This window comes from uncultured Tateyamaria sp. (genome assembly GCF_947503385.1).
Taxonomy (GTDB): domain Bacteria; phylum Pseudomonadota; class Alphaproteobacteria; order Rhodobacterales; family Rhodobacteraceae; genus Tateyamaria.
This window is the reverse complement of the sequence record NZ_CANNDO010000002.1, coordinates 205,433-228,277: the sequence shown is the minus strand read 5'-3', so window position 1 is coordinate 228,277 and position 22,845 is coordinate 205,433. Positions and strand designations below refer to the sequence as shown.

Sequence of the window (22,845 nt, the reverse complement as noted above, 5' to 3'; positions counted from 1 at the left end):
CTGATGTCCGCATCGCTGACGCGACTGAACGTCATATTGGCGACGTGTTACAGGAATGGCAACGACCGCTGGTTGAATTTTACGCGATCAACGGCCCGCGGCTCAAAACGTGATCAATCCTCGGTCTGGGTCAGTTCGGCAATGACTTTGGCCCACAATTCGGGCGGCTGCGCGCCGGGCACCGCGTGCTGTTGGGCGACAATGAATGTGGGCACTGAATTCACACCCATCGACCGGCTGTGCGCATCGCGCGCCGCAATGTCATCACGGTCCGCATCCGACCCCAGCAGGCGCAGCACAACGCTCGCATCCATGCCAATGCCGTCCGCGATGTCGGCCAGCACCTCTTGATCGCCAATATCGCGCGCCTCGACGAAATAGGCTTTGAACAGGGCCGATACCGCCGCCGTCTGCTTGCCCTCGATCCCGGCCCAGTGGATCAGCCGATGTGCGTCCAGCGTGTTGGGCGTGCGCTGCATCCCCTCAAAGTCAATCTTGAGCCCCGCCTTTTCCGCGTTCTCGACCACGGGCGCATAGGCGCGCACCGCGCCGTCCTTGCCGCCAAACTTGGCCTCCAGATAGGCGCGACGGTCCATGCCTTCGGGCGGTATGTCGGGGTTCAACTGGAATGGATGCCATTCAATGACAAAGGGATGGTCAGGATGCGCCGCCAGCGCCCGGTCCAGATGCGCCTTGCCGATATAGCACCAAGGGCAGATCGGGTCGGACATGATGTCAAGTTTGATGGCGTCTGTCATGAGGGTGTCTTTCTTGATTTCGGCCAGAATTGGTGCAGGCGGCGGCGGACAAGTTTGCCATTGGGCCCTAGCGGCAACAGAGGCAAGTGGACATAGGCGCGCGGTTGTTTGTAGCGCGCCAGCCGCGCGGCGGCATGATCATGCAGAACCGTCTCATCCGTGGCTTCGCGCCCGGTATAGAACGCAACGATGATCCGTTTGCCCGGTGCCAGCTCAACCTCGGCCACTCCGCAGGAGGCCACGCCCGGTGCGTTGGCCACGACCATCTCGACCTCCACCGGCGAGACGCGGAACCCGCCTGCATTCATCATGTCGTCGCTGCGTCCCAGATAGGTGATCTCGCCGGCCGCGTTCATCTGGCCGGTATCGCCGGTCAGGAACCAGTCGCCCTGATACTTGTCAGCCGTCTCGTCCGGCGCGTTCAGATATTCGAGCATCAGGCCCGGATCGTCCCGGTGGACCGCGATGGTGCCACTGGTGCCCACGGGCACAGGCCCCTCGGAGCCGAGAATGGCCACCTTGCGCCCCGGTTGCGGTCGTCCCAGTGCGGTGTCGGTGCAAGGGGTGCCCGGCGACGAGGATATGAAGGTCGAACATTCGGACATGCCATAGGCCTCGTAGATCGGGGTGCCAGTGGCCTTGCTCCAGCGGGCGTGCAGCGCGGACGGCATCTTTTCTCCTGCGCTCAGCCCATGGCGCAAGCGGGGCAGGGTTGGCAACGCCCCCCGTTCCAGCATCTGGCGGTACACCCCCGGCGCGGCGGCAAAAAGGGTGGCGTCATGTCGGCGCAGCAGATCACCCAAGGCTTCGGGTTTGGTACCCGGCGCGGGGATCAGTGCGGTGGCGCCAACGGTCCACGGGTCCATCAGTCCGGTGCCCAGCGTGTAGGTCCAGTTAAAGGCACCGGCGTGCAGGATCACGTCGGTCTCGGACAGTCCGTACCAATGCTGAAACATCATCTGGCGGGCCCAGATCGCCCGGTGGGCATGACCCACGGCGCGCGGCTGGCCGGACGTGCCGGAGGTGTAAACGATATAGCCAAGCCGGTTGGGATCGCTCAGATGCACCTTGCCCGGCGCATGGGTGCGCAGGGCGCGCAGCGTGTGGACGCCCATATGGGGTGCGCCGGTTGCGGTGGCCACATCCGGGTCGTGCAGGATGACACGCGGGCGCAATTCGGCCACGATACGGGCCACCTCGGGTTCAGTGAGCGCCGATGAGGTTGGCACCGGCACAAGCCCGCCCGCCAGCGCGCCAAGATAGGCAATCGGAAAATCGAGCGTATTTCCGAGGCGCATCAGCACACGGTCACCGGGCCTGAACCCTGCCGTTTTGAACCCACCCGCCGTGCCCAGAACCGCTGCCAACAGTTCGGCATAACTGAGCGTCTCAGGCTCACCCGCGCCGATAACGGCGACAGCCGTCTTGCCGCCCAACGCGTCGGCACGTGCAAGCACGTGACCGGCGAGGTTGAACGGAGCCGGGCAGGGTTGGAATGGGCCGCTGTCAAAAAGGCTCAGCATGACGCCTCGCTAGACGTCTGCGCGTACCGTTGCAAGCCCGCTGGCGCCCGCCTATAGAGGACGTCATGCAAGGCAAAGATCCCAAGTCGTTGATCCAGATTGCCCGCGCTGGCGGGCAGAATGAGGCGTCCGAACCGCTGGATCTGGGCGCGCGGGTGCGTGAATTGCGCAAGGCCCGTGACTGGACGCTGGAACAGGCGGCGGGGCAGGCGGGCTTGGCCCGGTCGACCCTTTCCAAGATCGAAAACGGTCAGATGTCGCCGACCTACGAGGCGCTCAAAAAACTGGCCGTGGGTCTTGAGATTTCCGTGCCGCAGTTGTTCACCCCGCCGGAAAAGGGACAGATCAACGGGCGCATGGTCATGACCAAGTCGGGCGAGGGCAACGCGCAGGCCACCGCCACTTACGAGCACGAGTTGCTGGCAGAGGCGCTGACCAAAAAGACGATGCTGCCATACCGCGCCCGCGTGCGCGCCCGCACAATGGAAGAGTTTGACGGCTGGGTCCGCCACGATGGCGAGGAATTCCTGTATGTGCTGACGGGTGTCGTGCTTTTGTACACCGAATTTTACGAACCGGTGGAAATGCGTCGAGGCGACAGCGCCTATTACGACGCCACGATGGGGCACAATGTCATTTCGATGAGCGATGAGGATGCGACGATCCTTTGGGTGACGTCGCTGGCCTGACCTCAGGCCGACTGGCGGCCCTTGCGACGATCAAGAAAGGCGTCAAATGCGGCGCGCGCCTCTTTCAGAGACATGTCGTGCGTTGCAGCGAGATAGCTTTCGAACCGGTCCTGATCCGCTTTGAGAAACGGCATGGCGCTGGGTTCAAGGTGCGGAAATTCGTTCCGCAGCGCAGAATAGCTGCTGGCCCAGTCGCGCGTGAGATCACTCCAGCTCATGGCAGGTCCCCCGAAATCGGTTTTTTGCGATACTCCGCCAGACACCCCCGGCAGATCATTCCCACGCGGCGTAAACTATAACAATTCGGTGACAGGGCAACCTAATACTGGAACAGTCGGCGCAACGGTCGCACCGACACGGCCGCCACCGCACATTGAACAAGCACAAACGCCGCGATGTGTCCGGGATAGATGCCCGCAAACGTGTCGGAAAATCCGCGCGCCAGTGTCACCGCCGGATTGGCAAAGCTGGTCGACGCGGTGAACCAATAGGCCCCCGTGATGTAAAGCGCCACCAGAACCGGCACCGCGTCGGGCCGCGCCTTGAGCCCGCCAAAGATCACAAACAGCAGACCAAAGGTTGCGACCGCCTCGGACCACCATTGTGCCGGGCCGGCGCGCTGCATCGTTTCACTCAGTTGCAGGATCGGCAGATCGAACATCGCGTGCGTTGCCCAAACGCCCAAGATCGCGCCCACCGCCTGAACCGCCACATAAGCGGCAGCCCTGCGCGGATCGATCTCGCCCCGCAGGGCAAAGGCGAGCGTCACGGCAGGATTGAAATGTGCGCCTGAAATCGGTCCCAGAACGGTGATGATGCAATAGAGGATGCAACCGGTTGCAATGGCATTGGCCAGCAATGCAATCGCAACGGTGCCACCGGCCAGAGCCTCGCCCATAATGCCCGAACCAATGACACCTGTCAGCAACAGGGCGGTGCCCAACCCTTCGGCAACCAGTTTGCGAAGCATGGAGTTATTCTTCGTACCACCAGAACTGCGGCATCCAGTCCGGGCCGTCGCCATAGATTGGCAATGTTTCGGGGTATTTCATCTCGGCCACGTGGGCGATGCGCCCTGCCGTGAACTGCCAGAACGGCACCACATAGCGCCCTGCGGTCAGCAGACGGTCAAGCGCGCGGGTGGCCGCGATACTGTCGTCACGGGTTGTCGCGGTCAGCATTGCGCTGATCATCGCATCAATCGCCGGATCTTTGGCCCCCATCAGGTTGGGCGTTCCGTCCTCATCCGCGGCCTTGGACCCCCAGTAGAAATACTGTTCGTTGCCGGGGCTGAGCGACATGGCGCGGCGGTGATAGGTCATATCGAAATCGTAGGTGCCAGTGCGCGCGGTGAATTGCGCGCCGTCCACCAGTTCGACGGACACGTCGATGCCCAACTGTTCGAGCCCCTGCATATACAGATCGGCAATGGCCCGGTGTTCGGAATTGTTCTGATCCAGCAGGATGGTGAACGCCATCGCATCCCCTTCGGCATTGCGCAGCGTGCCGTCCTGCGGTGTCCAGCCGGCGTCTTCCATCAATACCAGCGCGCGGCGCAGCCCGCGCCGGTTGCGCAAGGAGCCGTCGCTTTCGGGCAGCGTGTAGCCTTCCATGACGCCGGGCAGCACCTTGCCGTTGAACGGGGCGAGCAATTCGGCCACGCGCCCCGTGGCGGCCCCCGGTTCCATCGCCAGCGGCGAGTTTGAGAAATACGAGGTGATGCGCGGCTGCGCGCCGCCTGTGAGCGTGTCGTTGATATATTCGAAATTGAACGCGGTGATCAGCGCCTCGCGCACACGCCAGTCGTCAAACGGGGCCTTGCGCGTGTTCATCACAAAGCCGGTGATGCCTGACGGTTTCTGGTGCGGGATCTCGGATTTTATGACCGCGCGACTGTCCACGCGGGGGAAATCATACCCGCTGGCCCAGTTTTCCGCGTTGAATTCGCGGATTGCGGACACGTCACCGGCCTTAAACGCTTCGAGAACCACATCGCCGTCGCCGTAGAAATCGATGGTGATTTCGTCAAAGTTGAACGTCCCCCGGCGAAAGTTCAAATCCGCGCCCCAATAATCCGGGTTGCGGGTGAGCGTTACGCCGCGCGCGGCCTCGTAATCGCTGATCACATAAGGGCCGGTGCCCATGGGCACATCGGCGATGCCTGCCGCGGCAAAGTCTTTGCCCTCCCATTGTGCTTTTTGCAGGATCGGACGCATCCCGGCCAGCAAGGCCAGTTCGCGGTTGTCGGCGTTGAAGGTGAACCTGACCGACCGTGGACCGGTTTGTTCCAGCGTTTCGATCTGGGTCCAGAGGCTGCGGTAGCGGCCATGCCCTTGGGTGCCAAGCGTTTCGTAGGACCAGATGACATCCTCAACCGTGACCGGGCTGCCGTCAGAGAATCGGGCCTCTTCGCGCAGGGTGAATTCGACCCATGTGCGGTCCTCGTCCGTCTCAATCGATTCGGCCAGCAGACCATAGAGCGCAAAGGGTTCGCCCCGGTTGCGACCCATCAGGCTTTCGTGGGTCAAAAAGCGCAGCTGCCAAGGCACGTTGCCCTTCTGGATGTAGGGGTTGAGCGAATCAAAACTGCCGGTGTTGGCCAGCGTGATCGCCCCGCCCTTTGGCGCGTCCGGATTGGCGTGGGGCAGGGACACAAAATCCTGTGGAAGTTGCGGTGCACCATACATAGCTATGCCATGTGCCGGGTCCGCCTGCGCCATTCCCGCCGTCAAAAGCACCGCGCTCAGAATCGCGCTGAGCCCCGCCAGGGGGCGGCGTTTGATTTGGAAAAAATCCTGCTCCATTTTGGCAACAATCCCTCATAGCCCTTGTTTTGTTAACCTTAGCGGCGTCAGGACATTTACGCATTATCAAACTTTTAGCTTGGACTCTTCGGGCGGGTTTGCGTATAAAGAGGGCACTGCTCGATAGGTTTCTTGCCTGTATGAAACCTGCCTCAATAACTTAACGCCAGCTTCGTGCTGGCGTTTTTTTTTGGCACGTTGCGCAATCGGTGGGCCCGGAAATCGGGCAAGCACACGGGATCGGAAACCGCGACATGACTGACGTCCGGCATGGGATATGGCTCCGCCTGCTGGCCGCGTTCCTGATCACCGCCATGTCCGCTGCAGTACACGAGGCGGCCAAGACCGTCGCGATTGGCCAGATCATGTTCTGGCGGTCTGTAATCGCGCTGGTGCCGATCGTGATCTACACCGCTTTGCGGTCCGAGTTCCCGCAAGCCTTGCAGACCGCGCGCCCGGGCCTGCATCTGACCCGCGGGTTGTTTGGCGCGTTCTCCATGGCGATGTCGTTTGTGTCGCTGGCCTACCTGCCGGTGGCGAATGCGCAGGCGCTGGCCTTTCTGGCGCCGATCCTTGTGCTGCCGCTTGCGGCGCTGTGGCTGCACGAGGTGATCGGCTGGCGTTTGTATATGGCGGTTGGAGCGGGATTTTGCGGCGTGTTGGGCCTGTTGTGGGACGCGCTGGAGCGTCCGGGGCAGGGCGCGCTGATCGGTGTTGTGGCGGGCCTAGCCTATGCCGTCACGATGGCTTTTGTCCGGGTCCACACCAAACGGATGACGATCACAGAACGTCCGGCGACGATTGCGTTCTATTTTGCCATTACTTCGGCGGTGGTTGGTCTGATGACGTTGCCCTTTGGCTGGGCGGAGACGACGGGGCCTGCATTGCTCTGGCTGGTGGTCGCGGGGCTGTTGGGGGGGCTGGCGCATATCGCAGCGAACGAGGCGGTGCTGCGCAGCCCGATCAGCACCCTTGCGCCCTTTGATTTCACCAGCCTCATCTGGGCGCTGCTGTTTGACGTGGTGATTTTTGCCCAATTGCCCGGCATCGCGGGCTTGATGGGCATGGCGATTGTGACGGCAGCCGCGGTCTACGTGGCGGTGCACCTCGCGTCACGTCCGCAAAACTGACGCCGGATCAGCGTGGCGGCTCGGTCGGGTCCTTGCCGTTGGGATAGACGAGGCCCGCGGAAATCACGAGCTTCGCCGCATCCTCGACCGACATATCGAGCGGGATCACGTCCTCTTCGGGCAGAAACAGCAGAAAGCCGGATGTCGGGTTCGGAGTGGTGGGCACAAAGATGCTGAGCATCTCACCGGTGTTGCCACCCTTGGCGCTGACCTCGCCCTTGGCGGTTGTAGAGATGAACCCGATCGCCCAGATGCCCTTGCGCGGATATTCAATCAGGCAGGCCTGTTCAAAGGACCGTTCGGATTGTGCAAACACCGTCTCAGAGATCTGCTTGATCCCGGAATAGATGGACCGGACCACGGGTGTGCGTTCGACCACATGTTCTGCCCAGCGGATCAGTGATCTGCCGATATACCCTTTGGCGACCCAGCCGATGAACACGGTGAACAGCAGGAAAACGATGACGCCCACACCGCGCACATTCACGCGGACCCAGTCTTCGTTGGGCACGCGTGTGCCGTCGGGTCCCACAACAAAGCGGGGATTGCCCAGCCAGTAGTTCACAATGGAATCGGGTTGCCACGCGGTCGGCACCAGTGGCCAGACAAAGCCATCGACCCAGCCGATCACGGTCCAGATCAGCCAAATGGTCAGCCCCACCGGAGCGATGACCACGAGCCCCGTCAAGAACGACGCCCGAAGCCGCGCGATAAGACCCGGGCGGCGGGGCGTGTCTGGGTCAAAGGGTGTGTTCATGTGGTCGGCCTGCAGTTGCGTTGCCTAGTTAGGCGAGCGGGCCAGCAACTACAATGCCTTGCGCGGATTGGGTCATGTTTGGCGCGTGGCACTGCCCAAATTCGTGGCTATTTCCGCCGCAAGCCGGGCATTGTTGCGAACCAGTGCGATATTGGCCTCAAGTGACCGGCCTTCGGTCAACTCGAAGATACGCTGCAACAGGTAGGGCGTGACACCCTTGCCGGTGATGCCATGCGCCTCCGCATCCGCCGCGGCGCGGGCGATAATCGGGGCAAGCGTCTCGCGGTCGATCTCGGCGTTGGTCGGGATCGGGTTGGCCACAAGCTGCCCGCCGGGCAGGCCCAGCCGGGCGCGCATGGCGTGGGCTGCGGCGATGTCGGCGGCGCTGTCCATCCGCAGCGGTGCCTTGATCCCGGCACTGCGCGACCAGAAGGCGGGCATGTCGTCCTGACCAAAGGCAATCACGGCCACGCCTTGGGTTTCGAGCACTTCGAGCGTTTTGGGGATGTCGAGGATCGCCTTGGCCCCGGCGGCCACAACTGTCACGGGGCTCTGCGCCAGTTCCATCAGATCGGCAGAGATGTCAAAGCTGTGTTCGGCCCCTTTGTGCACGCCACCGATGCCCCCGGTGGCAAAGACCGCGATACCGGCGATGCGCGCGGCAATCATCGTGGCGGCAACAGTCGTGGCCCCAGTGCCGCCTGCGGCCATGCATACGGCCATATCCGCACGGCTGAGCTTGGCCACGTTCTGGGCCTGTGCCAGCGTTTCAAGCTGTGTGTCCGTCAACCCGACATGCAAGGTGCCATTGATCACCGCCATTGTGGCGGGCACCGCACCTGCGGCGCGCACATCCGCCTCGACCTGCCGGGCAACATCGAGGTTTTGCGGCCACGGCATCCCGTGGGTGATAATGGTGCTTTCGAGGGCCACAACAGGCGCGCCTTGTTCCAGCGCCTGCGCCACTTCGGGGGAAGGGGTAAAAAGGGTCATCCCGGTGTCTTTCCTGAAACATAATTGGCCGCTGTCTCCAGCGCTTGGGCAAGGGCTGCATCCGGTGCCGCGCCGCGCATCTCGGCGGCGATATGGGCGGCCATGAATGTATCGCCCGCGCCCGTCACCCGCGTGACCAGCACCTGCGGCGGCGTGGCGCTGTGCAGCCCGTCAGGACCGCCGACGGTAGCCGTGTCGCCCCCGTCTGTCACCAGGACACGGGCCGCGCCCCGGTCAAGCACGCCCCGGGCCGCTTCCGCAGAGCTGGCAAAGCTGCGCTGGCACAACAGCCCCGCCTCTTCGAGGTTCACATAAAGCGTGCCACGCCCGTGGCTGAGAAACGGGATCAACCGTTCGGCCTTGCCGGGTGAGGCGGGCGCCACGCGCAGGTCTGCCTGCGCCAAAACCGGGCTTGATGCGATCTCGTTCAGCAGGTCGATGGTCAGGTTGCCGTCAAGGGCCGCAAGCCCGCTATAGGGCGCGTCGCTGGTCGCGATGGTGCCGTCCAGCAGCGGGCGCAGGATCTTTGCCCCCGCGCTTTCCAGTGAATGCGCGTCCGCGATGGCGGCGATCAGGCCGTTGGCCCCTTCGACGGCCATATACTGGTCAGTGGGCAAATCGTCCGAACGGTAGACCGTATCGGTGATCAGCCCCCGCGCGGTACAGGCATTGATCAACTCGTCGCCTTCGGCGTCGCGTCCAATGGCGGTCAGCAGGGCGGGCGTCAGGCCGAACCGGGCCAGCGTCATGGCGATGTTCATCGCCACCCCGCCGGGCAGGCGGGTGATGCGGCCCGGCACGTCCGACCCTTGGCGCATGGCGAGCGGCGCGCGACCGATCACGTCCCAAAGGACCGAACCGATGCAAAGGATATCAGGACTGCGCGTCATGGGGCGGTTGTGCACCCCGCGCCTGCGAAGAACAAGGGCTACTGCGCGGGCACCGAGAAGGTCAGCGCCGCCCAATGTGTGTCCCAGACGGCGGTCTCATCCCCGGCGATGGGTTCCAGCACAACCGCATCGAACAGATAGTCGTGGCCGGGCGTAACGGGGACCGCCGCGATGCCGTCGGCATCGGTGCGGTACAGCGTGACCGTCACACTGTCGTCGGGCGCACGGTCGAACACTTCGACCTGCGCATCCGGCCGCGTGGCATCACCGTAATGCACCTGCACCCGCATCACATTGTTAAAGCCGGGCACATAGGGGTTGGTCAGCGCCACAAACTCGGTCAGCAGGCCATAGCGCGCATCCGCGCCCGCGCCGTCGTCGCCCACGGCGATCAGCGCCTTGGCGTGACGGGTGTAGCGTTCCTTGAAGGGCGGCGGCGGAAATCCCAACGCATCATGTTGCGCCCGCCAGCCTGCAAAATCCTTGTGATCGGCGAATTTCTGAAACTTGGCCCAGCGTTTATACGTCACAAAGGACGGGGTCGTTTCGTGCAGCACAACGGCAAGCCCATCGCCGGGTGCCGGAACATCCAGCGCAGGGTTGTCGCCAAGACGTGGTGTCACCGGTGCGGCGACCCCATCGGTCACCAGTTCAAAGCGCTGCGTGCTGCGGTCGAAATAGCTCAGTGAAACACCTTCGAAGGTTTCACCGTTTTTGAACCGTGCCACGATGTTCTGGCCCGCGGGGACCTGATAGCGTTCCGCCTCGATCCAGAATTCGTGGGCGGTTGCAATGGATGCGAAGATGGCGCACCAACCAGTGAGGAAGAGACGGATGAGGAACATGGCGAAGCCTTTGGAAAATCTGTACGCAAGCCTGTGGCATTGGGCGGCGGTGTCAAGCCTTTGGCTGGCGTTGAGTGTCGGACAAGCCGCATCTCACGAAGTTGTGCCCAGCATTGCCGATCTGACCGTAGCGGACGGGCAGGTCGAACTGATCATGCGGCTGAACATTGAGGCGCAGTTGTCCGGCATTGATCTTGATGGTGTTCTGGACACGGACACTCTTGAAAACGCCGAGGATTATGATGCCCTGCGGGCGCTGTCCGGGGACGCGGTCGCGGCGCGGATGCCAGAATTGGTGGATCGGTGGAACGCGTTGCCGATGCTGCGCACGCTCCAGTCCGTTGACCTGTCGCTGGTGTCGGTCACCGTTCCGGAAGTGCGCAATCTTGAATTGCCGCGCTTGTCCGAAGTTGTGCTGACCGGCGACATCCCACGCGATGCCACTGGTATTCAGTTGGAATGGCCGGACGGGGCCGGCAATCTCATTCTGCGCCAACAAGGGGTCGAGGAGCCGTTTACCGGCCTGATCTCGGGCGGCGGGTCGAGCGGGCTTATTGCGCTTGCTGGTGGCGATGCAGCCACGGGCTGGCAGACCTTTGCCGATTATGTCCCTGTGGGCTTTGACCACATCCTGCCCAAAGGCCTTGACCATATCCTGTTTGTGCTGGGCCTGTTTTTCCTGTCCACGCGGCTGGGGCCGCTGTTGTGGCAGGTCAGTGCGTTTACGCTGGCGCACACGGTGACGCTGGCGCTTGGGGCGCTGGGATTGGTGAACGTGCCGGGATCAATCGTCGAGCCACTGATTGCTGCGTCGATTGTCTATGTCGCGGTCGAAAACATCTTTGCCCGTGGCATGAACACATGGCGTCCGCTGATCGTGTTCGGCTTTGGCCTGTTGCACGGGTTGGGTTTTGCCTCTGTGCTGGGGGAGTTTGGACTGCCCGAAGGCACGTTCATTCCCGCGCTGATCGGATTTAACGTCGGTGTGGAACTGGGCCAGCTGGCCGTGATTGCCATGGCGGCGTTTGCCCTTTGGCTGGGCTGCCGCGCAGCGGATATGGCCAAGCTCGACGGGGTCGAAGGCGTGGTCGAGGAATATCCGGTGATGTTTCGCGCGTGGTCGATGACCGGGTCGCTGATCATCGCTGTCATCGCGCTCTATTGGGTGATTGAACGCACGTTGCTTTAACTCAAGGGCTGCAACAGATCGGACAGGGCTGCGGCGGGATCGTCGTGGCCCCAAATCTCCTCTCCGACGGCCAGAAAGTCCGTGATCTGCGCCAGCGCGGCCACATGGGCGGGCGTCATGCCACCTTCGGCGACGACCGGCACCTCGATCATCTCGGTCCACCATGCAAAGAGTTCGGTGCCCGCGGCCTCTTCCTCACCCGGCGCGGTGAGCGGACCAAAGGAAACGTAATCGGCACCCGCCTCGCCAGCGGTCATGCCATCGTGCCGCGAGGTGCCGCAAAAGCTGCCGACAATCGCGTCCGGTCCCAACACCTTGCGCGCGTCGCGCACAGACCGGGCGGCATCCGTGAGGTGCACGCCATCCAGCCCCAGCCGCGTCGCAAGGCTGGTGTGATCGTCCACCACAATGGCTACATCGCGGGCATGGGCCACCGCGCGACACACGTCAGCGGCGCGCGAAATCCTGTCCTCGTCCCGAGTGGCCAGCGCCAGCCGGATGCAAGCGGCAGGATGCGTGTCGAGCACCCGCGCCAGCATGTCGGGGAACTGTGACAGTTCGATCACGGGCGGGGTCAGCAGGTAGAGTTGTGGCTGCTCGGGCTGGCGCATTGGCGTGGTCCTTTTGGTTTGGGCGCAGCACTAGCGGAAAGCGTTGGGATTTGAAACTTTTATGCCTTCGGCGAGGATTTTTTTGGGACAGAGACGGGGCGGACGCGTGCCCTTGCCTTGGGTGCGGTGTGCGGGATAGACGCCTGCCATGACACCGACCTTTGTTCTGACGCGGCCCCAGATGGGCGAGAATATCGGCGCATCCGCGCGGGCGATGCTGAATTTTGGCCTCGACCGGATGCGTATTGTGGGTCCCCGGGACGGCTGGCCGAACCCGTCAGCCGTTGCGATGGCCAGCGGGGCGGGGCGGGTACTGGATGCAGCGCCGGTGTTTGACGATCTGTCCGCTGCGCTGGCGGACTGCACCTATGTCTATGCCACCACCGCGCGCCCACGGGACATGACCAAGGAGGTCCTGAGCCCGGAAGCTGCAATGCAGGACGCCGCGCGCCGGATTGCCGAAGGTGGTCATGTGGCCGTGATGTTCGGGCCCGAGCGGGCAGGGCTTGAGAACGAGGATATCGTGCAGGCCAACGCGATCATTTCGGTGCCGGTGAATCCGGCCTTTCCGTCGCTGAACCTTGCGCAATGCGTGCTGCTGGTGGGCTATGAATGGATGCGGGCCAGCGCCGACGTCGTGCACCGGACCACCGAAATGGCGGGCACCGATTGGGCCCGCGTCGAAGAGATCGACCATCTGGCCCGCCATTTCGAGGAACGGCTGGACGAAGCGGGGTTCTTTTATCCCGAGCACAAAGCCGCCAGCATGAAGGTAAATCTACGCAATCTCTGGAGTCGGATGCCGCTGACACGGTCCGATGCACAGACCTTGCACGGGATGCTGCGTCAGATGGTCCGCTGGGCAAATCGGCGCTGACGCTGGACGCCCTGCACGGCGCGACATAGGTTGCGCGGTAACATCAGATGGGGCCGGGCATGGCAAGACAGCGCAGCATTTTCGAAGAGGTTGGCACCACCGAAAAACAGGTGGCCGAAACAGGTGTGATCGACAAGGGCCGCGGCGGCGCACGTGGTGCCATTCGCGTCTGGCTGATGATCCTGTTTGTGCTTGTGGTGGTGATGATCGCCGTGGGCGGGCTGACACGCCTGACCGATAGTGGGCTGAGCATCACGGAATGGCGTCCGATCACCGGGGCAATCCCGCCGCTCAGCGCGGCGGACTGGCAATCCGAATTTGACAAGTACAAGGCCATCGACGAATGGCGCATCCAGAACCAGTGGATGACCATGGCCGATTTCAAGGTCATCTATTGGTGGGAATGGGGGCACCGGCAACTGGGCCGCGTGATTGGCCTTGTCTGGGCCGTGGGCTTTTTGTGGTTCCTTGTGCGCCGCCAGATTCCGGCAGGCTGGACGCCCAAGCTGTTGGGCATTGGCGTGCTTGGTGGTTTGCAGGGGGCGATCGGCTGGTGGATGGTCGCAAGCGGCGTGACCAGCGGTGAAGGCATGGTGGACGTGGCGAGCTACCGTCTTGCCACGCATCTGGGCCTTGCCTTTGTCATTCTGGGGTTCATCGCATGGTTTACATTCCAACTGGGCCGTCAGGAACGTGAGCTGATGCAGGCGCGCCGGAACAGGGAAGCGCGGCTGTTCTCGATCTCGACCGGGTTGATGCATTTCGCCTTTTTGCAGATCCTGATCGGTGCGCTGGTCGCTGGTATTGATGCGGGCCGCAGCTACACCGATTGGCCGCTGATGGGGGGGCAGGTGTTCCCGCAAACTGCGTTTGTGCTGGAGCCGCTGTGGCGCAACTTCTTTGAAAGCCCGGGTCTTGTGCAATTCATCCACCGCGTTGCAGGCTATCTGCTGGCAGCTTTCGCGGTGGTCGTCTGGCTGCGTGGTCGACGGTCGGCGCATATGCGCACGCGCACGGCGTTCAACGCTATGATCGCCATGCTGGCCTTGCAGGTCTTGCTGGGCATTATGACGGTGCTGTACGGTGCGCCGTGGCCATTGGCGATTGCGCATCAGTTTGTCGCTGTGGTGCTGTGGGTGTTGATCCTGCGGGCACGTTTTCTGGCGGCCTATCCAATTGCAACTTCGATCCGGGGGACTGCGTGATGACGGCCTATGATGAACTGATTGCGTTTGAACATGATACGCAGGCGCTGGGTCAGGTGGCAGGCCGTCTTGGCTGGGATCAGGAAACGGTGATGCCCCGCGGCGCTGCGCCGCAACGGGGTGAAGAAATGGCGGCGCTGGAAAAAGTACTGCACGCGCGCCGCACCGCGCCCGAAGTTGGCGACTGGCTGGCGGCGATAGATGTGTCGGTGCTGGACACCGCAGGGCAGGCGCAGGTGCGGGAAATCCGCCGCAATTTTGAGCGCGCGTCCAAAGTGCCCGCAGACCTCGCCGCGACAATCGCAAAGGTCACTTCGAACGCACAGGGCAAATGGGCTGAGGCGCGGGCCGCCGACGACTATGCCGCCTTCGCCCCGGTTCTGGACGAAGTTATCGGCCTCAAGCGGCAGGAAGGTCAGGCACTGGCGCAGGGCGGTGACGTCTATGACGCAATGCTTGAGGATTACGAACCCGGCACCACCGCCGCCGACCTTGAGGCGATGTTCGGCGCGCTGCGGCCCGGTCTGACCGAGTTGCGGGCGGCCATTCTGGACCAACCCGCCCCCAAGGGCGTCACGGGACCCTTTGACGAGGCCGCCCAGCTTGGGCTGAGTGCCACCCTGGCCCGCGCTTTTGGCTATGATGAGACGCATGGGCGCATCGACAAGGCGGTGCACCCGTTCTCTTCAGGGTCCGGTCTGGACGTCCGGATCACGACGCGGACGAACCCGTCCGATCCGTTCAACTGTTTTTACTCGACCATCCACGAGGTCGGGCACGCATGTTATGAACAAAACATCGACCGGGCCTATCTGCTGACCCCTCTGGGCCGGGGCGTGTCGATGGGTGTGCACGAAAGCCAAAGCCGCATCTACGAAAACCAGTTGGGACGCAGCCGCGCCTTTACGGGCTGGCTTTATGGACAGATGCGGGATGCGTTCGGCGATTTTGGCATCGACAGCGAAGATGCCTTTTACGCGGCGGTAAATGCCGTATCCAACGGCTATATCCGCACCGAAGCGGATGAGGTGCAGTACAATCTGCACGTGCTTCTGCGGTTTGATCTGGAGCGGGCGCTGATGTCGGGCGATCTGACCGTGCGCGATCTCGAGGCGGCGTGGAATGACCGTTTTGAGGCTGACTTTGGCTATGCGGTCGACCGCGCATCACACGGCGTTTTGCAGGATGTGCATTGGTCCGTCGGACTGTTCGGCTACTTTCCGACCTATAGCCTTGGTAATGTCTATGCGGGTTGTCTGTACGAGGCGCTGCGGTCGGCGGTGCCGGGACTGGACGACCAGTTGGCTGTGGGTGACACGGCGGCGGCCACGGGGTGGCTGCGGGAAAATCTGCAAAAATACGGCGGCTTGCGCAGTCCGCGCGACACCATCGCGCAGGCCAGCGGCATGTCGCCGGGTCCAGAACCATTGCTGGCATACCTTCAGGCGAAATTCCGCACGCTCTATCGGCTTTAAACTGCTGGTCTGATATGTCTAACGGGCTTTGCCCCGTGCTGTCGCTGCGCATCATGCTACCTTGCCGGTCAGTGAACTGAATGGTGAGGACGCAAGATGAATCGGTACAAAACGGCTTTGATGGGCTGCGTTGCGAGTGTTGCGGCAATGGCTGCACAGGCGCAACCCGTGGCCACGACGCAAGCAAGCGTCGGCGGGGCAACAGGCGACACCACGTATTCCGTGCGGGTGATCGGCGCAGACGGCGTTGCCTATAATTGTCGCCCGGATACGACAACGGTCGACGGCACCGTCGCGCGGCTGTGCCGCCGGGCCAATGCGGGCGGTGGCGGTGGCGGCGGCAACGGCGCGTTGCAAGGCGGTACGATCACGGCAGGTGGTGCCGCGGCAATTGGCGTTGTGGCCATCGCACTGGCGGCTGGTGGCGGTGACGGCACAGACAGTTCGACCACGGCCACTACCACGACATCGCCCTGAGCGTTCCAAACCCTGCGGAGCGGGCAAAGGCCCGCACGCCATATTTGGGAAACACCTGAGGCCTGAGCCCCTATGGTTCAGGCCTCAGTCCTCGGTGGTGTCTGTTGCGTCGTCCTCACCTTGATCGGCGATCCAAGCGACGCTTACGACTTCTTCGCCTTTGCCGGTGTTGAACACCTTGACCCCGCCTGCGCTGCGCGAGCGGAAGCTGATGCCATCCACGGGCACGCGGATCGATTGGCCCTTGGACGTGGCGAGCATGATCTGGTCGTCCATTTCCACCGGGAACGAAGCGACGATATTGCCCGTCTGCATCCGTTTGTCCCAAGCGGTGACACCCATGCCGCCGCGGCCGCGCAACGGATAATCCTGCGACGACGACAGCTTGCCTGCGCCGCCGGATGTGATGGTGAGGATCAGGTTTTCGGCGGCGGACATCTCGGCATAGCGGTCCTGCGGCAGTGGCATGTCCGCATTGCCTTCTTCCTCGTCCACGGCGTCGGGATCATCTGCGATACCCGCCATGGCGCGGCGCATCTTGAGATAGGCGGCGCGTTCGTCCGAGGTTGCCTCGAAATGCCGGATCACGGACATCGACACGACACGATCATCGCCCGACAGGCGGATGCCACGCACACCGGTTGAGGCGCGGCTGTTGAACACACGCACATCGTCGGCGCGGAAGCGGATTGCGCGGCCGGAATTGGTGACCAGCATCACGTCATCATCATTCGACGCAATGCGTGCGTTGATCAGCGTCCAGCCTTCACTGTCGCCTTCGAACTTCATCGCAATCTTGCCATTGGCTTTGACGTTGGTGAAATCCGACAGTTTGTTGCGGCGCACCGTGCCGTGATCGGTGGCAAAAACGACCTGCAAATCGTCCCAATCATCTTCGTCGCGGTCCACGGGCATGATGGCCGCGATGCTGACCCCTTGCGGGATTGGCAGGATGTTGACGATCGCCTTGCCTTTTGACGTGCGCCCGCCCAGCGGCAAGCGCCATGTCTTGAGCTTGTAGACCATCCCGTCTGTGGTGAAGAACAGCAGCTGCGTATGGGTGTTGGCCACGAAGAGGGTGGTGATCACATCCTCTTCCTTGGTCTGCATCCCGGCGACGCCTTTGCCGCCGCGGCGCTGGCTGCGGAAATCAGCGAGGGCCGTACGTTTGATGTAGCCGCCCGAGGTCACGGTCACGACCATGTCCTCGCGCTCGATCAGGTCCTCGTCTTCCATGTCGCCGGACCAGTCGACGATCTCGGTGCGGCGGGGCACGGCAAAAAGGTCTTTGACCTCGCTCAGCTCGGTGGCGATGATGCCCATGATCCGCTCGCGTGAACCGAGGATTTCCAAGTATTCCTTGATCTTTGCGGCGAGTTGTTCAAGTTCGTCTGTCACCTCCTTGACCCCGATCTGGGTCAGGCGTTGCAGGCGCAGGTCGAGGATGGCGCGGGCCTGCACTTCGGTCAGGTTATAGGTGCCGTCGTCGTGCATTTTCGACAGCGGGTCATCGATGAGGCGCAGATAGTCTTCGATATCGGCGGCAGGCCAGCGGCGCTCCATCAGTTTTTGGCGGGCCTCAGCCCCATCGGCAGAGGAGCGGATGGTGGCCACAACTTCGTCCACATTGGACACGGCAACGGCCAGACCACACAGGATATGGCTGCGGTCGCGCGCCTTGCGCAGGTCAAACGCGGTGCGGCGAATAACGACTTCCTCGCGGAAATCGAGGAAAGAGGTCAGGAACCGGCGCAGGGTCAACTGCTCGGGCCGGCCGCCATTCAGGGCCAGCATGTTGCAGCCAAAGGACGTCTGCATAGGGGTGAAGCGGAACAGTTGGTTCAGCACCACTTCGGCCGTGGCGTCGCGTTTCAGTTCGACCACCACACGGACGCCGTTGCGGTCGGATTCGTCCTGGACGTGCGAAATGCCTTCGATCCGCTTGTCGCGCGCGGCCTCGGCGATGCGTTCAATCATCGTGGCCTTGTTCACCTGATAGGGGATTTCATCGATGACAATGGCGTAGCGGTCGCGGCGGATTTCTTCGACCCGGGTCTTGGAACGGACGATGACGCTGCCACGGCCTTCGAGGTAGGCTTTGCGCGCGCCGGAGCGGCCCAGCATGATGCCGCCGGTTGGAAAGTCGGGGCCGGGGACATATTCGATGAGTTGCTCGGAGCTGAGATCCGGATCTTCGATCAGGGCCAGACATGCATCCACCACTTCGCCCAGATTGTGAGGCGGGATGTTGGTGGCCATCCCAACGGCGATGCCGCCTGCGCCGTTGACCAGCATGTTGGGAAAGCGGGCGGGCAGAACAGTTGGTTCGCGGTCCTTGCCGTCGTAATTGTCCTGAAAATCGACCGTATCCTTGTCGATATCGGCCAGCACAAAGGCGGCAGGCTTGTCCATGCGCACTTCGGTATAGCGCATCGCGGCGGGGTTATCGCCGTCCATGGAGCCAAAGTTGCCCTGGCCGTCGAGAAGGGGCAAGGACATGGAAAAATCCTGCGCCATGCGCACCAGCGCATCGTAAATCGCGCTGTCGCCATGGGGGTGGTATTTCCCCATCACGTCGCCCACGGGGCGGGCGGATTTGCGGTAGCTCTTGTCGTGTGTGTTGCCGGTCTCGTGCATCGCATACAGGATGCGACGGTGCACCGGTTTCAGGCCGTCACGCAGATCGGGAATGGCGCGGGAGACGATGACCGACATGGCGTAGTCCAGATAGGACGTGCGCATCTCGTCTTCGATGGACACGCTGGGCCCGTCATAGGCGGGCCGTTCCGGCGTCAAATCATCATCATTTTCAGGGGGTTGCGGCGTGTCGTTCACGTGTATCTGCCCGTTCTGTCGCGTAGCTATATCTTGCGTTTCAGTCTATCAGAAACCACAGATAAGGTGCAATGCCGGAAGGGGGAAGTTGTTAGCAGCCGCAGATCTCCGGTGCTAGTATATTGTTTTTATTGGATATTTAGTTCTTTTGTGCTGCACTGCGGATACGGGCAGAAAAATGGGGTGCAAAATGGCACAAAACGAGACCGAATTGATGCTGAAAGGGTATGGGCTGACCACGGCAGAGATGTTCTACCGAATGCCGGACTACACCTCGGTCCTGAACAGCTTTGTCTGGCAGGATTATGATGTGGCGCCGGATCATCCAAAGCTGTTTGAGTTCATCGCCTTTTGGCAGGACAAGATCGAAGGGCCGCTGCATTCGGTGCGCTTTACCCACCGCAAGATGGTGCGTGCGGGCGAGTGGCGGCATGTGACGGGCGAGTTTTTCCTGAACTGACGTTGCCGTGATCCAAAGGCGCGCGCTGACGCGCGCACATCATTATGGACAGGCGCATCCAGATGCGCCTGCGCGCCGTCGTCAGGCCGAACAACTGGCCCCGCCCAGCACGCAGAATTTGGCGCAATGGGGGTGGTTGAGTGACACGTCCGCTTCGGCTTCGGCGAGGGTTTCGCCCATCTCGAACTGGGGATCGTAGGGCAAAAGGGTGCAGGACAGCACCGCAGGCTTTGCCGCGCCCTTGCGTTTGACCACCATGCGGGAGGAGGCGCACATCACCGCATCGGGGTGCTTGTTCAGGATGCCCCAACAGGCTGTCGTGATCTCGGGCACTTCCACAGACGGGTCCATTTCGGGAAACAGGACCGTCATGCCGGGATCTGCGGCGTCGATGTCAAACCCTTCGGCTGCAAAGAGTGCGGCATATCCGGCGCGCGCCTCGGCCTCGCTTTCGGCCAGTTCGATCCGTCCGGCAATGGCAAGCCGCGCACCGATCCCGGCCAGCCAACGCATTCCCTTGCGCGACTTCTCAAAAGCGCCCGCGCCCCGTTCAAGATCGTGTATGGCTGCGGAATGATGGTCGAGACTGACCCGGAAGGTCAGCCTGTCACCGTAGCCTTTGACCAGCTCTGTGACGCCCTCTTGCATCCGGGGACGCATCATCGGGGACATGGCGTTGGTCAGTACCAGAACCTCGTAGCCCAAGGCCAATGGGCGGCGGATCATCTCGATGATTTCGGGGTTCATGAACGGCTCGCCGCCGGTAAAGGCGATTTCGCGGACGTCCCATTTGCGTTGGTAAAGCTGATCGAGATAGCCCGCGACCTCATCAGCGGTGATGTAGACCAGCGCATCATTTGTGGGCGAGCTTTCGATGTAGCAATTTGCACAAGTGATATTGCAGAGCGTGCCAGTGTTGAACCACAGCGTTTCGGGGTGGGTCAGGGACACCTTGGCGCGCGCCTCGCCTTTGGCTGTCACGTCGGGATCTTGGAACTTGCCTGCGTTGGCAAGAGCGAGGTCTTTCATATGGGTCTTCCGGTGTCAGGTTCGGGTGACAGTAGACCTAGCTTTGACACCGGCAAGAGGAAAGCCGTGGTGGGGCGTTTGACGGCTTTGTGATAGAGTGGGCGAGGCGCGGGCAGTGCGACGCCTTGGCCGTTGTATAGTGAGTTGAATCTGTTACAGATAGCGCAAACATTTTGAGGAGTATCCCATGGTCTCGCGCGTTATCCCGGTGGAGGCTTTTGACCTCGTGATCTTTGGTGGCACGGGCGATCTGGCGCGGCGCAAGATCCTGCCGGGCCTCTATCGGCGGTTCTGTGCGGGCCAGATGCCTGAGGATGCGCGGGTGATCGGTGCGGCGCGCGGCGAAATGGATGCCGAAGGCTATCGCGCCTTTGTCGCAGACGCTGTGGAAGAGTTTGTGGGCGACACGTCGCGGGACGACCTGCCCGGATTTCTCGAACGGCTCGACTATGTGACCATCGATGCGCGCGGCGAAAACGGCTGGCGCGAGATGGCAGCGATGATGCGCACCGGTGTGGTGCGGGCCTTCTACTTTTCGGTTGGACCCAGCCTTTTTGGCGATTTGGCCGAACGGCTGAACCAGCACGGTCTGACCGATCAGGACAGCCGCATCGTGGTGGAAAAACCCTTTGGCCGCGATCTGGCGTCGGCCAAGGCGCTGAACCGCGACCTGGCCGCCTTTTTTGACGAGAGCCAGATTTACCGGATTGACCACTATCTGGGCAAAGAGACGGTGCAGAACCTGATGGCGGTCCGCTTTGGCAATATGCTGTTCGAGCCGCTGTGGAACAGCCAATACGTGGACCATATCCAGATCACCGTGGCCGAGACTGTGGGCGTCGGGGGGCGGGGCGAATACTATGACAAATCGGGTGCGATGCGCGACATGGTGCAGAACCACCTGATGCAGCTTTTGTGCCTGATCGCCATGGAGCCGCCGTCCAAGTTTGATCCTGACGCGGTGCGCGACGAAAAGCTGAAAGTGATCCGCGCACTCGACCCCGTGGCGCCGCACCATATTGTGCGGGGGCAGTATGACGCGGGTCCGGACAACCCCAGCTACCGTGAGGCGGCGGGCGATCCGCAATCGCGCACGGAAAGCTATGTGGCGCTCAAGGTCGGCATCTCGAACTGGCGATGGGCGGGCACGCCGTTCTATCTGCGCACGGGCAAACAGCTCAAAGCGCGGTCGAGCGAGATCACCGTCGTGTTCAAAGAACTGAACCATTCGATCTTTGGCGAGCAATCGGATCACCGCAATGTCCTGTCGATCCGTTTGCAGCCGAACGAGGGGATCACTCTGGGCGTTACGATCAAGGAACCGGGACCGGGCGGGATGCGGCTGGTGGATGTGCCGCTGGACATGTCCTTTGCCGACGCGCTTGGTGCGGATGGGGTGGACCAGACGGATGCGTATGAACGCCTTATCATGGATGTGATCCGGGGCAACCAGACCCTGTTCATGCGCGGCGACGAGGTCGAGGCCGCGTGGGCGTGGACCGACCCGATCATCCAAGGGTGGGAGGCGCGCGGTGACGTGCCCAAAACCTATGATGCGGGCAGCGAAGGGCCGGTGGATGCTGTGCAACTGCTGGCGCGCGACACACGCGTATGGAGAAAGGTGTCCCCATGAATCTGCAAACATATCCTGACCGCGAGCTTTTGGTGATGGGGCTGGCGGACGTGCTGGCCAGCGAATTGAAGAACTGTTTGCTGGTCCATCCTTTCGCGTCTTTTGTGGTGCCTGGGGGCACGACGCCCGGGCCGATCTTTGACACGTTGTGCGCCGCCGATCTGGAGTGGGACCGCGTGCACCTGATGCTCAGTGACGAACGTTGGGTGCCAGAGGATCACGCCCGCTCCAACGGCAAGCTGATCAAGGAACGTCTGATGGTGGAGCGCGCCAGTGCGGCACGGTTTGTGCCATTTTACCGCGCTGGCATGACGCCCGCCGAAGCGGCACCGGGGCTGTCTGATGACCTCGCCGGCGAAATGCCCATCTCGCTGCTGCTGCTTGGGATGGGCGCGGACATGCACACCGCATCGCTGTTTCCGGGGGCCGATGGGCTTGAGGCGATGCTGGCCGCAGACGCGCCATTGGTTGTGCCGGTCACCGTCGACGGGCAGGAGCCGCGCATCTCGTTTTCGGGTCCGGCGCTGGCTGGGGCGATGTCCAAACATCTGGTGATCTATGGTGCGGACAAACGTGCCGCCCTCGACCGCGCAATGACACTTGATCCGGTGGAGGCGCCGGTGCGCGCTGTTCTGGATGGCATGACAGTACACTGGGCGGAGTAA

General features: G+C 62.2%; 22 protein-coding genes. 10 read left to right on the top strand and 12 right to left on the bottom strand.

Translation table 11 applies throughout. From position 1 onward, the window contains the following. Positions 1-113: 113 nt before the first annotated feature. Positions 114-758, bottom strand: coding sequence for a DsbA family oxidoreductase (locus Q1A85_RS07035; protein WP_299686771.1), 645 nt, complete (start codon positions 756-758; stop codon positions 114-116). After that, entirely contained in the window at positions 755-2,281 is a 1,527-nt protein-coding gene (locus tag Q1A85_RS07030; protein WP_299686769.1) for a class I adenylate-forming enzyme family protein, read from the bottom strand. The genes Q1A85_RS07035 and Q1A85_RS07030 overlap by 4 nt, the downstream gene beginning before the upstream one ends. A 65-nt stretch (positions 2,282-2,346) precedes the next feature. Between Q1A85_RS07030 and Q1A85_RS07025 the strand changes: the two genes are divergently transcribed. After that, positions 2,347-2,970 (top strand): XRE family transcriptional regulator, encoded by a 624-nt coding sequence (locus Q1A85_RS07025; protein ID WP_299686767.1) that lies wholly within the window; start codon positions 2,347-2,349, stop codon positions 2,968-2,970. Between the two features lie 2 nt (positions 2,971-2,972). Here Q1A85_RS07025 and Q1A85_RS07020 read toward each other — a convergent pair whose 3' ends face one another. The 3 genes from Q1A85_RS07020 to Q1A85_RS07010 all read right to left on the bottom strand — a co-directional run bounded on the left by Q1A85_RS07020 (position 2,973) and on the right by Q1A85_RS07010 (position 5,774). Then, positions 2,973-3,188 carry a hypothetical protein gene (locus Q1A85_RS07020; RefSeq protein WP_299686765.1) on the bottom strand — a complete coding sequence of 72 codons (216 nt, stop codon included), beginning with the start codon at positions 3,186-3,188 and terminating at the stop codon, positions 2,973-2,975. Positions 3,189-3,289: 101 nt separating this feature from the next. Continuing rightward, a complete protein-coding gene (locus Q1A85_RS07015; RefSeq protein ID WP_299686763.1) occupies positions 3,290-3,940 on the bottom strand; it encodes an aquaporin in 651 nt (216 codons plus the stop codon). A gap of 4 nt (positions 3,941-3,944) precedes the next feature. After that, positions 3,945-5,774 carry an extracellular solute-binding protein gene (locus Q1A85_RS07010; RefSeq protein ID WP_299686761.1) on the bottom strand — a complete coding sequence of 610 codons (1,830 nt, stop codon included), beginning with the start codon at positions 5,772-5,774 and terminating at the stop codon, positions 3,945-3,947. Between the two features lie 254 nt (positions 5,775-6,028). Here Q1A85_RS07010 and Q1A85_RS07005 point away from each other — a divergent pair, with 254 nt between their 5' ends. After that, on the top strand, positions 6,029-6,904 hold the full coding sequence (locus Q1A85_RS07005; RefSeq protein WP_299686759.1) for a DMT family transporter: 876 nt from the start codon (positions 6,029-6,031) through the stop codon (positions 6,902-6,904). Positions 6,905-6,911: 7 nt separating this feature from the next. Here the strand turns inward: Q1A85_RS07005 and Q1A85_RS07000 are convergent, their stop codons facing one another. The 4 genes from Q1A85_RS07000 to Q1A85_RS06985 form a co-directional block, all read right to left on the bottom strand. After that, complete coding sequence (locus Q1A85_RS07000; protein ID WP_299686758.1) at positions 6,912-7,661, bottom strand: DUF502 domain-containing protein; 750 nt, start codon at positions 7,659-7,661, stop codon at positions 6,912-6,914. Between the two features lie 72 nt (positions 7,662-7,733). After that, complete coding sequence (locus tag Q1A85_RS06995) at positions 7,734-8,654, bottom strand: pseudouridine-5'-phosphate glycosidase (protein WP_299686757.1); 921 nt, start codon at positions 8,652-8,654, stop codon at positions 7,734-7,736. Next, a complete protein-coding gene (locus Q1A85_RS06990) occupies positions 8,651-9,544 on the bottom strand; it encodes a PfkB family carbohydrate kinase (protein ID WP_299686756.1) in 894 nt (297 codons plus the stop codon). The genes Q1A85_RS06995 and Q1A85_RS06990 overlap by 4 nt, the downstream gene beginning before the upstream one ends. A gap of 38 nt (positions 9,545-9,582) precedes the next feature. Beyond that, the gene (locus Q1A85_RS06985; RefSeq protein ID WP_299686755.1) at positions 9,583-10,389 is read right to left on the bottom strand and encodes a DUF4198 domain-containing protein; all 807 of its coding nucleotides are present in this window, start codon (positions 10,387-10,389) and stop codon (positions 9,583-9,585) included. On the opposite strand from Q1A85_RS06985, the gene Q1A85_RS06980 reads away from it, so the two are divergent. Further along, complete coding sequence (locus Q1A85_RS06980) at positions 10,388-11,578, top strand: HupE/UreJ family protein (protein ID WP_299686754.1); 1,191 nt, start codon at positions 10,388-10,390, stop codon at positions 11,576-11,578. The two genes, Q1A85_RS06985 and Q1A85_RS06980, sit on opposite strands and share 2 nt — an antisense overlap. Here the strand turns inward: Q1A85_RS06980 and Q1A85_RS06975 are convergent. Further along, positions 11,575-12,189, bottom strand: coding sequence for a thiamine phosphate synthase (locus Q1A85_RS06975; RefSeq protein WP_299686753.1), 615 nt, complete (start codon positions 12,187-12,189; stop codon positions 11,575-11,577). The two genes, Q1A85_RS06980 and Q1A85_RS06975, sit on opposite strands and share 4 nt — an antisense overlap. A 148-nt stretch (positions 12,190-12,337) precedes the next feature. Here Q1A85_RS06975 and Q1A85_RS06970 point away from each other — a divergent pair, with 148 nt between their 5' ends. The 4 genes from Q1A85_RS06970 (at position 12,338) to Q1A85_RS06955 (ending at position 16,223) form a co-directional block, all read left to right on the top strand. Continuing rightward, positions 12,338-13,066 carry an RNA methyltransferase gene (locus tag Q1A85_RS06970; protein ID WP_299686752.1) on the top strand — a complete coding sequence of 243 codons (729 nt, stop codon included), beginning with the start codon at positions 12,338-12,340 and terminating at the stop codon, positions 13,064-13,066. A 59-nt stretch (positions 13,067-13,125) separates the two neighbouring features. After that, positions 13,126-14,271 carry a heme A synthase gene (ctaA, locus tag Q1A85_RS06965; protein WP_299686751.1) on the top strand — a complete coding sequence of 382 codons (1,146 nt, stop codon included), beginning with the start codon at positions 13,126-13,128 and terminating at the stop codon, positions 14,269-14,271. Further along, entirely contained in the window at positions 14,271-15,746 is a 1,476-nt protein-coding gene (locus tag Q1A85_RS06960) for a carboxypeptidase M32 (RefSeq protein ID WP_299686750.1), read from the top strand. The genes ctaA and Q1A85_RS06960 overlap by 1 nt, the downstream gene beginning before the upstream one ends. A gap of 96 nt (positions 15,747-15,842) precedes the next feature. After that, positions 15,843-16,223, top strand: a complete 381-nt coding sequence (locus Q1A85_RS06955; RefSeq protein WP_299686749.1) for a hypothetical protein — start codon at positions 15,843-15,845, stop codon at positions 16,221-16,223. 84 nt (positions 16,224-16,307) lie between these two features. On the opposite strand, the gene gyrA is transcribed toward Q1A85_RS06955, so the two are convergent. Next, positions 16,308-19,058: a DNA gyrase subunit A gene (gene gyrA / locus Q1A85_RS06950; protein ID WP_299686748.1), complete on the bottom strand. Its 2,751-nt coding sequence runs from the start codon at positions 19,056-19,058 to the stop codon at positions 16,308-16,310. A gap of 190 nt (positions 19,059-19,248) precedes the next feature. Between gyrA and Q1A85_RS06945 the strand changes: the two genes are divergently transcribed. Further along, positions 19,249-19,518, top strand: a complete 270-nt coding sequence (locus Q1A85_RS06945; protein ID WP_299686747.1) for an usg protein — start codon at positions 19,249-19,251, stop codon at positions 19,516-19,518. Positions 19,519-19,599: 81 nt separating this feature from the next. Here Q1A85_RS06945 and Q1A85_RS06940 read toward each other — a convergent pair whose 3' ends face one another. Then, positions 19,600-20,547, bottom strand: coding sequence for a radical SAM protein (locus tag Q1A85_RS06940; RefSeq protein WP_299686746.1), 948 nt, complete (start codon positions 20,545-20,547; stop codon positions 19,600-19,602). 187 nt (positions 20,548-20,734) lie between these two features. Here Q1A85_RS06940 and zwf point away from each other — a divergent pair, with 187 nt between their 5' ends. Next, positions 20,735-22,180 (top strand): glucose-6-phosphate dehydrogenase, encoded by a 1,446-nt coding sequence (gene zwf / locus Q1A85_RS06935; RefSeq protein ID WP_299686745.1) that lies wholly within the window; start codon positions 20,735-20,737, stop codon positions 22,178-22,180. Then, the gene (gene pgl, locus Q1A85_RS06930; protein WP_299686744.1) at positions 22,177-22,845 is read left to right on the top strand and encodes a 6-phosphogluconolactonase; all 669 of its coding nucleotides are present in this window, start codon (positions 22,177-22,179) and stop codon (positions 22,843-22,845) included. The genes zwf and pgl overlap by 4 nt, the downstream gene beginning before the upstream one ends.